The sequence below is a fragment of the Pseudomonas sp. nanlin1 genome (assembly GCF_045571515.1).
In the GTDB taxonomy this organism is placed as follows: domain Bacteria; phylum Pseudomonadota; class Gammaproteobacteria; order Pseudomonadales; family Pseudomonadaceae; genus Aquipseudomonas.
Genome location: NZ_CP124218.1, coordinates 4,239,434 through 4,251,688, shown reverse-complemented (window position 1 = coordinate 4,251,688; position 12,255 = coordinate 4,239,434). Strand labels below are relative to the sequence as shown.

Annotated in this window: 11 protein-coding genes and 1 pseudogene; 4 read left to right on the top strand and 8 right to left on the bottom strand. The window is 62.4% G+C overall.

Features of this window, described 5'->3' with window-relative positions:
- Positions 1 to 46 precede the first annotated feature (46 nt).
- Together QCL65_RS19585 and QCL65_RS19580 are read left to right on the top strand one after the other, a co-directional pair.
- Positions 47 to 883: pseudogene (locus QCL65_RS19585) on the top strand (MCP four helix bundle domain-containing protein); the annotation flags it as partial.
- On the top strand, positions 878 to 1,741 hold the full coding sequence (locus QCL65_RS19580) for a methyl-accepting chemotaxis protein (protein WP_407316941.1): 864 nt from the start codon (positions 878 to 880) through the stop codon (positions 1,739 to 1,741). The pseudogene QCL65_RS19585 and the gene QCL65_RS19580, both read left to right, overlap by 6 nt.
- Before the next feature lie 8 nt (positions 1,742 to 1,749).
- On the opposite strand, the gene QCL65_RS19575 is transcribed toward QCL65_RS19580, so the two are convergent.
- Genes QCL65_RS19575 through QCL65_RS19545 form a run of 7 tightly spaced genes read right to left on the bottom strand, consistent with a single transcriptional unit; the run spans position 1,750 to position 9,543 of the window.
- A complete protein-coding gene (locus QCL65_RS19575; protein ID WP_407311674.1) occupies positions 1,750 to 3,345 on the bottom strand; it encodes a gamma-glutamyltransferase family protein in 1,596 nt (531 codons plus the stop codon).
- Between the two features lie 30 nt (positions 3,346 to 3,375).
- The gene (locus QCL65_RS19570) at positions 3,376 to 4,248 is read right to left on the bottom strand and encodes an ABC transporter permease (protein WP_407311672.1); all 873 of its coding nucleotides are present in this window, start codon (positions 4,246 to 4,248) and stop codon (positions 3,376 to 3,378) included.
- Positions 4,245 to 5,192, bottom strand: a complete 948-nt coding sequence (locus QCL65_RS19565) for an ABC transporter permease (protein ID WP_407311670.1) — start codon at positions 5,190 to 5,192, stop codon at positions 4,245 to 4,247. The genes QCL65_RS19570 and QCL65_RS19565 overlap by 4 nt, the downstream gene beginning before the upstream one ends.
- A 37-nt stretch (positions 5,193 to 5,229) precedes the next feature.
- The gene (locus QCL65_RS19560) at positions 5,230 to 6,729 is read right to left on the bottom strand and encodes an ABC transporter substrate-binding protein (RefSeq protein WP_407311668.1); all 1,500 of its coding nucleotides are present in this window, start codon (positions 6,727 to 6,729) and stop codon (positions 5,230 to 5,232) included.
- Entirely contained in the window at positions 6,726 to 7,838 is a 1,113-nt protein-coding gene (locus tag QCL65_RS19555) for an ABC transporter ATP-binding protein (protein ID WP_407311666.1), read from the bottom strand. The genes QCL65_RS19560 and QCL65_RS19555 overlap by 4 nt, the downstream gene beginning before the upstream one ends.
- A complete protein-coding gene (locus QCL65_RS19550) occupies positions 7,835 to 8,818 on the bottom strand; it encodes an ABC transporter ATP-binding protein (RefSeq protein ID WP_407311664.1) in 984 nt (327 codons plus the stop codon). Before QCL65_RS19550 ends, QCL65_RS19555 begins: the two co-directional genes overlap by 4 nt.
- On the bottom strand, positions 8,815 to 9,543 hold the full coding sequence (locus tag QCL65_RS19545) for a FadR/GntR family transcriptional regulator (protein WP_407311662.1): 729 nt from the start codon (positions 9,541 to 9,543) through the stop codon (positions 8,815 to 8,817). The genes QCL65_RS19550 and QCL65_RS19545 overlap by 4 nt, the downstream gene beginning before the upstream one ends.
- A gap of 414 nt (positions 9,544 to 9,957) precedes the next feature.
- Here QCL65_RS19545 and QCL65_RS19540 point away from each other — a divergent pair, with 414 nt between their 5' ends.
- On the top strand, positions 9,958 to 10,206 hold the full coding sequence (locus tag QCL65_RS19540; RefSeq protein ID WP_407311660.1) for a type II toxin-antitoxin system Phd/YefM family antitoxin: 249 nt from the start codon (positions 9,958 to 9,960) through the stop codon (positions 10,204 to 10,206).
- A gap of 314 nt (positions 10,207 to 10,520) precedes the next feature.
- Positions 10,521 to 10,811, top strand: a complete 291-nt coding sequence (locus QCL65_RS19535; protein WP_407311658.1) for a hypothetical protein — start codon at positions 10,521 to 10,523, stop codon at positions 10,809 to 10,811.
- A gap of 39 nt (positions 10,812 to 10,850) precedes the next feature.
- Here the strand turns inward: QCL65_RS19535 and ppnN are convergent, their stop codons facing one another.
- Positions 10,851 to 12,224 carry a nucleotide 5'-monophosphate nucleosidase PpnN gene (gene ppnN / locus QCL65_RS19530; protein ID WP_407311656.1) on the bottom strand — a complete coding sequence of 458 codons (1,374 nt, stop codon included), beginning with the start codon at positions 12,222 to 12,224 and terminating at the stop codon, positions 10,851 to 10,853.
- Positions 12,225 to 12,255 lie beyond the last annotated feature (31 nt).

Below are 12,255 nucleotides of genomic sequence, written 5' to 3'. Positions count from 1 at the left end.
GCCTACATTTGAGGCTCAATGTTTCGGCATCTACGGCGATAGCTTTATGGCTCGGGGCGCGATTTGCGATCTTGGGCTTTCTCTATCGATCTGGAGCTGCCCTATGAGTTGGTTCGTAAATCTGAAGTTGGGCGCCAAGCTGACTTCGGCGTTTTTCCTGTGTGCGTTAATCAGCCTCGCGGTTGGGGTGATCGGCATGCAGGGCAACAGTCGGCTGGGTACGACCCTGGCCGGGGTGTTGTCGAACAACTTGGTCTCAGTGGGCGCGACCAACCAAGTGCTATACAACGCGCTTTATCACAACCGTAACCTTTATCGGCTGTACCTGCAGACCATCAGTGGCGACGAGGCTATGGTGCAGAAAACCCTGGGTTCCCTGACGGAGCTGCGAGGCAAGGTCGATCGGGAATTCAAGCTCTACCGCAGCACACCGTTGCGCGCAGACGAACTCGCCTTGGGCGATCAATTCGAAAAGGACTGGCCCAGCTACCTGGCGGCGAGTCAGAAATTTACCGATACCCTGAGCAGCGGCGATATCCCCAAGGCGCGCAGTGTCTTGCAGGAAGAAGTCCTGCCGGCTTATCACAAGGTCGAAGTCGAACTGCAAGGCATCATCACCTCCAACGTGGAGCAGGGCGATGTGGCAGGCGGTGACGCCAAAGCCTTGATCGACAGCCTGTTTGTCGCCATGTGCGTGGCGATTCTAGTTGCCTTTATCCTGGCCATCGGCCTTGGCTTGGTGATCACTCGGTTGATCACTCGGCCCATCGCCAACGCCGTGCAAGCCGCACAGTGTGTAGCCGATGGCGATCTGACCCGCACCATCGAGCCTGCTGGCCAGGACGAAACCGGGCAGCTACTGCGTGCGTTGGCGACCATGCAGGGCAACTTGCGCAGTACCTTGCAGAACATCTCCAGTGCCTCCGACCAATTGGCGTCGGCGGCCGAAGAACTCAATGCGGTGACCGATGAAAGCAGCCGTGGGCTGGTGCAGCAGGACCAGGAAATCCAGTCGGCTGCCACCGCCGTGAACCAAATGACCGCTGCTGTCGACGAAGTGGCGCGCAATGCGGTGTCTACCTCCGAAGTGTCGCAGCGGACCAACAGCGAAGCCTCGGCCGGGCGCGATCAGGTGCGCCAGGCGGTGGTCGCTATCGAAACCATGGCGACGGAAATCGACGGCTCGACCCAGTTGGTCAAAGGGCTGGCGGCCCAGACCCAAGACATCAGTAAAGTGCTCGATGTGATCCGCGCAATCGCCGACCAAACCAACCTACTGGCCCTCAACGCCGCCATCGAAGCGGCCCGTGCGGGTGAACAAGGGCGTGGTTTTGCCGTGGTCGCAGATGAAGTGCGGGCCCTGGCCCACCGGACTCAAGCGTCTACCGGCGAAATCGAAGGGATGATCAATGCCGCGCAGAGCAGCGCCGAGCAGGTGGTGGGGGCCATGGCCAAAAGCCAAACGTTGGCGGCCAGTACCCGGGACCTGGCGCAGGCGGCGGGTACGGCCCTGGAGAGCATTACCGATGGTGTGGCGCAGATCAGCGAGCGCAACCTGGTGATCGCCAGTGCCTCGGAGCAGCAGGCGCAGGTGGCCCGGGAAGTCGACCGTAATTTGGTTAACATTCAAGGCCTATCAGCGCAAACGGCCACCGGCGCCCAACAGACGGCGGCGTCCAGCAATGAGCTGTCACGCCTGGCGATTTCCTTCAACACAATGGTCGCCAAGTTCCGTCTGTAGGAAGGCTCTTAGTACGCCGCCACTAAGCCGTCCTTGCGCGGATCAGTGCCGCCCACGTAGCCGTGGGCGGTACGCTGAATGATCTGCGCGCCGCCGAAGGCGAACACCCCATTGGGCGCCTCGACCACGATGTCATGGCCCTTGGCACGCAGGGCCTCGATGACGCTTGGGTCGAAGGCCTCTTCCACGGCCACTTTCAAACCTTTCTCGATCCGCCAGCGCGGAGCGTCGGCGGCAGCTTGGGGGTTTTGTCGATAGCGCAGAATGCGCAGCATCATCTGTAAATGCCCCTGGGCTTGCATCGGCCCGCCCATCAAACCAAAGGACATCAACGGCGTGCCGTCGGCGTTCATGACGAAGCCCGGGATGATGGTGTGGAAAGGGCGTTTACCCGGCGCGACATGGTTGACGTGTTCAGGGTCCAGGGAAAAGCCCGCACCACGGTTTTGCAAGCTGATGCCGGTGCCAGGGACGACCACGCCCGAGCCGAAGCCCATGTAGTTGGACTGGATAAAGGACACCATCATGCCGCTGCTGTCGGCGGCGGACAGGTACACGGTGCCCCCGGCCTTGGGCGTACCATGCCCAGGGTTGGCAGCTTGCTCATTGACCAGCGCAGCACGTTCTTGCAGATAGGCGGGGTCAAGCAACTGCGCAGCGGGCACGCGCATGTGGCTGCTGTCCGCCACGTGCTCATCCAGGTCGGCCAGGGCCAGCTTCATGGCCTCAAGGACCGGATGCACGGTTTCGACGCTGTCGACCGGGTGCTCCCCAACGTGCAGGGCTTCCAGCAGGGTCAGCCCGGCGAGGGTGGCGATGCCCTGGCCGTTGGGTGGTAGTTCATGCACCACGGCGCCTGCATAGGGCACCGCCAGGGTGTCCACCCACTGCACACTGTGGTTGGCCAGGTCCTCGCGGGTCATGACGCTGCCGTTGGCCTGGCCGTGGGCGATCATGGCCTCGGCCAGCTCGCCGTGATAGAACGCTTCGCCCTTGCTCTGTGCGATCAGCTCCAGGGTGCGCGCGTGGTCTTTGAGGTACACCTTCTCTCCGGCGGCGGGCGCCTTGCCGGCGGGCAGAAAGCATTCGGCGAAGCCGGGCTGGTCCTTGAGCAATTCGCCGCCGCGCTGCCACAGTTGCGCGATGATCGGCGTCACCTGGTAACCGTCGCGGGCATAGCCGATGGCGGGCTCGGCAAGGGTGGCGAACGGCAGCTTGCCGTAGCGCTCGGACAACGCCACCCAGGCCGATACCGCGCCGGGCACCGTCACTGCGCCCCAGCCGCGCTGCGGCATGCTGGTTTGCCCGGCAAAGTGTTCCGGGGCCCAGGCCTCGGGGGCCCGGCCTGAGGCATTCAGGCCCTGCAACTGCTGCCCGTCCCAAATAATCGCAAAGGCGTCACTGCCAATGCCGCAGCCGGTCGGCTCGACCACCGTCAGCACCATGGCGGCAGCGATGGCGGCGTCCACCGCATTGCCGCCGCGGCGCAGCATGTCCAGCCCAGCCTGGGCGGCCAGGGGCTGAGAGCAGGCCACCATATTATTGCCCATCACCGGCGAACGGGCCGATGCGTAGGGTTGGCGGTAGTCCAGATCGTCGAACATAGGCAAGGTCTCTTACGGAAATAAATAGGGTTAGCCTTTAGGGTCAAGCGCGTCGCGCAGGCCATCGCCCAGCAGGTTGAAGCACAGCACCGTGAGGTAGATCGCCACGCCTGGCGCGATCGACATCCACGGCGCCTGCTCCATGAAATTCTTCGCCGTGTTGAGCATGGAGCCCCAGGACGGTGACGGCGGTTGTTGGCCCAGGCCCAGGAACGACAGGCTGGCTTCGGCCAGAATCGCTGCGGCCACGGTCAGCGTGGCCTGCACCACCAGCGGTGACATCACATTGGGCAAGACATAGCGCAGGATGATCCAGCGGTCGGGCAGGCCAATGGCGCGTGCGCCTTCCAGGTAGTCCTCGTGGCGGATGGCCAAGACCTGACCGCGGGTCAGGCGGGCGAAGATCGGCATGGCCGATAAGCCAATGGCGATCATGGCGTTGGTCAGGCTGGGGCCCAGGAACGCGCCCAGGGCAATCGCCAGAACCAGAAATGGGCATGACAGCAGGGCCTCCATGACTTGCGAAATCAGCCGGTCCAGCTTGCCGCCGAAGTAACCGCCGAGCAAGCCCAATGGCACGCCGATCAACATGGCGATAGCCACCGACACCGCACCGGCTAGCAATGAGCTGCGCGCGCCCCACAACAGCCGCGAGAACAGGTCGCGGCCCAGTTCGTCAGTGCCCAGCCAATAGATCAGCGAAGGCGCTTTGCGCACCGCGAGGAAATTGGCTTTAAGCGGGTCATGGGGGGCGATCCATGGGGCCAGGGCAGCGGCCAGGACAAATATCAATAACACCACGGCACCCACCACCGCGCCCTTGTTGGCCAGAAACTTACGCCAAAAAGGTGAGCGGCTGCGGGCGAGCGCAGGCGTGTGCGTGGGCAAGGCCAGGCTGGTCATGGGGCATTCCTCAGGCGCGGGTTGATCAAGCGGTAAAGCACGTCGGCCAGCAGGTTAAGCAGCACGAAACCGATGGCCACGCACAGCACCACGCCTTGCACCACGGCATAGTCACGGTTGAACACGGCGTCGACGATCATCTTGCCGAAGCCGGGGATGCTGAACACCTGCTCGGTAAGCACAGCCCCACCCAGTAGCTCGCCGAACAGCAGCGTGGTCAGGGTGACGATGGGCATCAGCGCGTTACGCAGAGCATGTTTGAGGATCACCGTACGCGGCAGCAAACCTTTGGCCCGTGCCGTGCGCACATAATCGGCGCGCAGCACTTCGAGCATCGCGCTGCGGGTATGACGCATAAGGATTCCGGACAACCCGGCGCCCAATACAAAGGCGGGCAAGAGCAGGGTCTTGAGGTTTTGCCCGAGGTCTTCGCCCAACGGCACGAAGCCGGACGCCGGCAGCCACTGCAGTTTCACCGCGAACACCATGATCAGCAGGATGCCCAACCAAAAATGCGGGATCGAGATGCCTGACAGGGCCACCACGTTAGCGCTGTAGTCCACCAGGGTGCCTTTGCGCACCGCCGAGATGATGCCCGTCGGGATGCCGATCAGCACCGCGATCAACAGCGCCAGCACCGCCAGTTCCAGGGTAACTGGCAGCTTGGAGGCGAGCAGGGTGGTTACCGGCTGTTCGGTGCGCAGCGAGGTGCCGAAATCCCCTTGGAACACATTGCCGACCCAGTGCAGGTACTGCAGCGGCAGCGGGTCGTTGAGGCGGTATTTTTCCCGCAGATAGTCCATCACTGCGGGGTCGCGCTCTTCCCCGGCCATGGCCAGAACTGGATCGCCAGGCAGGAGCTTTTGCAGGGTGAAGACAAACAACGACACCAGGATCAACGTGGGGATCGCGCTGAGCAGGCGGCGCACAATGAACATCAGCATGCTGAGCCCTCGCAGGTGGACGGGAAATGGGCCGTCATCAAGGCACGCTGACGCCGTTCAAGCGAATCAGGCCGTCTGGGTTCGGCACGAAGCCTTTGAGGTCGGCGCGGGCGGCGATGATGCGTGGGTCGAAATACAGATAGCTGGTGGGCACCTCGTCGGCCAGCAAGCGCAGGGCCTGGTTGTAGAGGGCTTGGCGTTGCTCGACAGGGTTCACGGTACGCGCTTTGTTCAGCAGTTCGTCCAGCTTAGCGTCGCAGAAGCGACCATCGTTTTGCCCACCCTTGCAGGTGACGAACTGATGGATATCGCCGTCCGGATCAGGCCGCCCCGACCAGGCGCTCATGCCAATCTGGAAGTTGCCGGTCTGCTGTTCGCTGAGCATCGTGGCGTATTCAGTGGCGACCAGTTTGACGTCGAAACCCGCTTCGCCGGCCATGGCCTGAATGATCTGCCCGACCTGCTGGGCAATCGGGTTGTTGGCCACTTTCAGCTCCACCGTGAGCGGTGTTTTCACCCCCGCCGCGCTCAGCAAGGCTTTGCTTTTCTCGACATCGCGGGCTGGGATCGGCAGGCTTTTGTCGTAGTACGGGCTGCTCGCCGGGAAGGGCTGGGCGCTAGGGGCATAGAGCCCTTCGAACACCACTTGATTGATCGCATCGCGGTCGATGGCCAGTTCGAACGCTTTGCGTACGCGTTTGTCCTGACCCACTGGGTTGTTGGCGCGCTCACCGTTGCCCACGTTGTAGATCAACTGCATGTAGCCCAGCCCTGGGGTGTTATAGAGCTTGAGTTTGCGGTCGCCGGTGACGGTTTTGACGTCGCTGGGGGCGACCCGCTCGATCACGTCCAGGTCGCCCGAGCGTAGGTTGGCCAGGCGCACCGAGGTATCCGGGATGGGCAGGAACACCAGCTTGTCGAAATGGTAAGCCTGGGCATTCCAATGTTGTTTGAAGCGCTCCAGCACGATGCGGTCCTGCTGCACCCGCTGGACGAACTGGTAGGGGCCGGAGCAGACGGGCTTGGCCGCTACGTCGCCTTGCGAAGCCTTGGGCGCGAGCATCATCCCGGCGCGGTCGGAGAGTTGCGAGACCAGGGTGGCGTCGGGGTGCTTGAGGGTAATTGCGACGGTCTTGGAGTCGACTACGGCGACGTTCTCCACCGAGGCCAATTCGCTCTTGCGCAAAGAGTCGGGCAGGGTGCGGGCGCGGTCCAGGTTGAACTTCACCGCGGCAGCGTCGAAGGCTTCGCCGTTATGAAAGGTCACGCCTTCACGCAGGGTCATGGTCAGCGTCTTGCCGTCTTCGCTCCAGTTCCAGGCGGTGGCCAATTGCGGGATGAAGGTCAGTTCCGGGGTGACGTCCACCAACTTGTCGCACAGCGCGGTGTACACCAGCCGACCTGAGTAGGTGCGCGAGCGGTGGGGGTCAAGCATGTCCGGGTCGTCCTGGATACCGATGCGCAGGGTCGACTCCGCCAGGGCCGCTTCGGTGGCGAGCAGGAGCAGGGTTGCGGTTAGCAGGTGGGCGAACTTCATGGCTGGCTCTCCAGGGGTAGGGCCTGATGGCGTTTGAACAGGTCTAAGCGCTGGCGGTAGGCCGCGCTGGGTGTCGGAATAATCAGGGCACCGCTGCCGGCATTGGCGATTTCGCGCCAAAAATGGCACGCCACCTGACGCTCCGGGGCGACGCTTTCGAACAGCGGTTTATGCTCGCGGCACAGCGCCTTGGCGTGCGGGCAGCGGGTATGGAAGCGGCAACCCGCCGGCGGTCTGCTGGGGCTCGGCATATCACCGGCCAATAACGGACGGGGCTGGCGCTGGTCGGGGTGGCTCACCGGTACGGCAGCCATCAGGGCTTGGGTATAGGGGTGAAAAGGGGTTTCGAACAACGCGTTGACCGGGGCCAATTCGACGATCTCCCCCAGGTACATCACGGCCACCCGGTCGCTCATGTGGCGGATCACCGCCAGGCCATGGGCGACGATCAGCAGGGTCAGGCCGTACTGTTGCTTGAGGTCTTCGAGCAGGTTCACCACCTGGGCCTGCACCGATACGTCCAGTGCCGACACCGGCTCGTCGCCCAGGATCAGCCGCGGGTCGGACGCCAGTGCCCTGGCGATGCCGATGCGTTGGCGCTGGCCCCCGGAGAATTCGTGCGGGTGGCGCCGGCCGTGTTCCGGCGCCAGGCCTACGGTACGCAATAGCTGGGCCACACGGTCCTGGCGCTCGCTACGGCTGGCGCTGCTATGTAGCCAAATCGGTTCGCCGACGATGGCCTCCACACTCATGCGCGGGTTCAACGAGGCGAACGGGTCTTGAAAAATGATCTGCAACTCTCGCCGCACCTGGCGCAACTTGTCCGGGGCCAGGTTGCCCAGGTTGCGCCCCTCGTAGATCACGTCGCCGGACGTTGCCGGCAACAGATTCAGCAGCAGGCGCCCGAGGGTCGATTTGCCGGAGCCGGATTCGCCCACCAAGGCCAGGGTTTCGCCATGGCGTACGGCCAGGGAAACGTCGTTCACTGCCTGTACCGGGGGCTTCTTGGGTTGGAATAGGCCGGTCTCCACGGCAAAGTGTTTGCGCAGCGCAATGCCTTCCAGGATCGGTTTGGCGGCGTTGGCCGGTTTCGCTTGCGGGGCGTTCATGGGCGAGCCTCCACGTGCAACTCCAGGGGCGCGCGCAGGCAGGCGGCGAAGTGCCCGGGCGACAGTTCTTGTAAGCCCGGGCGCTGATCGCGGCAGGCCGGTAGGACGAACGGGCAGCGCCCTGCGAAGCGGCAGCCTTCCGGCATTTCCGCGGGGGTTGGCACGCGCCCTTCGATGGTTGCCAGGCGGCCCTGGCGCGGGCCCATGGAGGGCATCGAGCCCATCAGGCCAATGGTATAGGGGTGCTGCGGGTCGTCGAACAGGGCCTTGACCGGGCCGCTTTCGACCACCCGTCCGGCGTACATGACCAACACTTCATCGGCGACTTCGGCGACCACGCCCAGGTCGTGGGTAATCAAGATCATCGAGGTGCCGGTGTCGGCCTGCAGATTGCCGATCAGAGCCAAAATTTGCGCCTGAATGGTCACGTCCAGCGCCGTGGTCGGTTCATCGGCGATGATCAAGGCCGGGTCATTGGCCAGGGCCATGGCGATCATGGCGCGCTGGCGCATGCCGCCAGACAGCTCGAAGGGGTAGCTGTCGAGCCGCTGCGCGGCATCTGGCACACGAACCTTTTCCAGCATCTGCAGGGCCCGCTGACGCGCGTCGGCTGCTGACAGGCCTTGGTGGCGCATGACGCTTTCGGCAATTTGTTCGCCGATGGTGAACACTGGGTTCAGCGAAGTCATGGGTTCTTGAAAGATCATCGCCATGCGGTTACCCCGTACCTGCAGCCAGCGCTCGTCGGGGCTGCCCAGTAAGGCCGCGTCTTGCAGGCTGGAAGCACTGGCGCTGACCCGGGCGGTGTCGGGCAGCAAGCCCATCAAGGCCATGGATGTGACGCTCTTACCGCAACCCGATTCGCCGACGATGGCCAGCGTGCGCCCCGGTTGCACGGTAAATGACACGCCGTCGACGACATTAGCCGGCGCACCGGCAAAGCGAACGGTCAGGTCACTGACGCTTAATACGGCGCTCATAGGCAGGCCTCTAGGTCTTGGTCGATGACGTGTTCCAGCGCCTGCTGCAAACCACGCAAGTGGCCGCGCATGGCGCTGGCAGCGCGTGCCGGGTCGCGCTGCTCTATGGCCGCGACAATGTCGTCATGTTCGTGGTGGTAGGTGTGTAGGCGCTCGCTAGTGCGCGCGCGTTGGCGCAGGCCGCGCCACATCGGGTCCAGGCGAATGGCGTCGAGCATTTCGAACAGGTCGAGCAACAGGCGGTTGCCGGCGGCTTCGGCGATGCCCCGGTGCAGCGCGCCGTCCCATAGTTCGATGCCTTGCGGGTCGCTTTCATCGGCGTGCTGCAAACGTTCGGCCAGGCGCCGCAGGATGGCAGTCTGCTCGCCGCTGGCGCGCACGGCCGCCAGTGATGCTAGCGACGGCTCTAGATAAAGCCGGGCTTCCATGACCTCGCTGAAATTGGTTCGGCTGGATAACCGGCTGAAACTTAAGGTAGCGCTGGGGGGCGTGGGCCCGACAAAAGTGCCTTTGCCTTGCCGCCGCCAAACCTGCCCCTCAGCTTCCAGCACCGCCAGGGCGCGGCGTACCGCGCGCCGACTGACGCCGAAATCCACCGCCAGAATGCGCTCGGTAGGCAGCGCCCGCTGGGGAAATGCAGCGTGCTGGCTGACGATTTGGCGCAGCCCGTCGAGGGCCAGTTTTGCCGATTGATCTACGGCGCTGTCGGGGTCGAGCCTGTGCATGAAGGTCACTCGCCAAGGGCAGGACGCTGGGTAATGCGTCGTGCTGGATGGAAGTGAATTTGCAAGGGTGATGCCAATTACAATTGGTTCGCGCGCAGCTCGGCGTTAGAAGGGCAATGCCGCTGGTGGCGGGCCAATGGTCAATGGTTCGCTGGCAGGGAGGCTGATTGGTTCGGGGGTGGGTGGACCAATTGAGGTTGTATAGCCTCGATATGCATGGATTCGGGCAAGGATGCTTCGTTGAGGGGCGTCAGTTTGCGGTTGCCTAAGGCTGAGGCGCTCAGATTGGTCCTACGCACTCCCGAGAAAAGACTGAGTAGATCCTGTGTTTAACTGCCGAGATTAAAGCACCATCTCTGGGTTAGAAATGCCTGCAGCTTGGGCTTGGTCTGGCTTAGCTAGGTGGGGGGGTATATGAGGAAGGTCTTGCAGGTCAGTATACAAGTAGCAGGATCACATCTGCCCCAGTTGGCGGAGCATGTTCGCAAGGGTGAGAAGGTGGTCATTACGAGGGAGGGTAGGCCATACGTCGAACTTATTTCCTACGCCCCAGTACTGGAACAGCGAAAACCTGGCCGACTAAAAGGCCGTATCCAATTTCATCAGGATTTCGATGCGCTTTCGGATGAGATATCCGAAGCGTTCGTGGTTGGCTCTTATTGACCGTATAGCCAATCACTTACACCCACTACCCGCAATCGCCTCTATGGCGTTTCCCTCTGGCCCGGTAATCTAGCCCTACGAACTGAAGCAAAGGAATTGCTTCAGGGTCACGGAAGACCGGCCATTGCAAGGACGCTGCTGACAGGATGTTGGAATGGCCAGATGGAAAACCCGCTTCGGCGGGTTTTTTGTTGTCTGGCGAAAGCTGGAGCCGGCTGGCACAAGGGCCGTGCTCACCCTCGATAGCAATTGATGGCTTTTTGATAGCGTGCTAGAAGTGTCTCAGGATTTGTCCAATGAGCCAGGGAATAGCCATGACTTCTACCGCCTTAAAGTGCGTCGCCGCGTTTGCCTTGCTTTGGTGCTTCGGCGCCACGGCGAAAGAGGCGGCCCTGACGGACGCAACCATCACCCAGCGCCTGATAGACGCCTCCATTGCCAGCTATTCCGGCAATTGCCCGTGCCCTTATAACACCACGCGTAACGGTAGCCGCTGCGGTAAGCGCAGCGCTTACAGCCGGCCGGGAGGGGAGGCGCCTTTGTGCTACGCCGCAGACGTCGATCAGGACATGATCTCAGCCTACCGCCGCCGGCAGGGCCAGTGATGCCTGGCCCTGTGGGGTGGTTTAACTGACGCAGCTGACTCAGGTCACCACGCGGTAGCAGGGCACGTAATCGGCCCCGCCCGGCAGTTTCATCCGGTGCTGCTCCACGAACGCTTTGAGCAGGCGGTCCAGGGGCTGCATGACCTCGGCGTCACCATGAATCTGGTAAGGGCCGTGCTCTTCGATCAAGCGGATGCCTTTATCTTTGACGTTGCCTGCCACGATTCCCGAGAACGCCCGGCGCAGGTTGGCGGCCAGTTCGTGGGGGGGCAGGGCGCGGCTCAGGTGCAGGCTGGCCATGTTGGCATGGGTGGGGTCGAAGGGGCGCTGGAAGCCCTCTTCTATTTTCAACAGCCAGTTGAAGTGGAAAGCGTCGTTACGCTCGCGGCGGAACTGCTTGACCTCTTTGAGGCCCTGGGTCATCTGTTGCGCGACTTGTTCAGGGTCGTCGATGATGATTTGGTAATGGTCTTGCGCGGCCTCGCCCAGGGTCGCCCCGACGAACGCGTGCAATTGCTGCAGGTAGGCTTCGGCACTTTTTGGCCCGGTGAGGATGACCGGGAACGGCAGCCCGCGGTTGTCGGGGTGCATCAGAATGCCCAGCAGGTAGAGGAATTCTTCGGCGGTGCCGGCGCCCCCTGGGAAGATAATGATGCCATGGCCCACGCGCACAAACGCTTCCAGGCGCTTTTCGATGTCTGGCAGGATCACCAGCTCGTTGACGATCGGGTTAGGCGCTTCGGCGGCAATGATGCCCGGCTCGGTCAGGCCCAGGTAGCGCCCACCGGTGGTGCGTTGCTTGGCGTGGGCGATGGTGGCGCCTTTCATAGGGCCTTTCATGACGCCAGGGCCGCAACCGGTGCAAATATCGAGCTTGCGCAAGCCTAGTGCGTGGCCCACTTTTTTGGTGTATTTGTATTCGTCAGAATTGATCGAGTGGCCACCCCAGCACACCACCATCTTCGGTTCTACGCCCGAACGCAGGGTGCGCGCGTTGCGCAGCAGGTGAAACACGTAGTCGGTAATGCCCTGAGAGTTGCTCAGGTCGATGCGCGTGCTGGCCAGCTCGCTTTCGGTGTAGACGATATCGCGCAGCGCACTGAAGAGCATCTCCCGGGTGCTGGCGATCATTTCACCGTCGACAAAGGCATCCGCCGGGGCATTCAGCAGTTCCAGGCGCACGCCACGGTCTTGCTGATGAATGCGTACGTCGAAGTCTTTGTAGGCTTCTAGAATGGTCTTGGCGTTGTCGACATGGGCGCCGGTGTTGAGGATGGCCAAGGCGCATTGGCGGAACAATTGATACAGGGTGCCGGAGCCGGCCTCGCTCAGTTGCTGTACTTCGCGCTGGGAGAGGGTTTCCAGGCTGCCTTTGGGGCTAACCGAAGCATTGATTACGTGTCTTGAAGCCATTCTAGATTCCCTGAAAGCGATGCCTATGCAT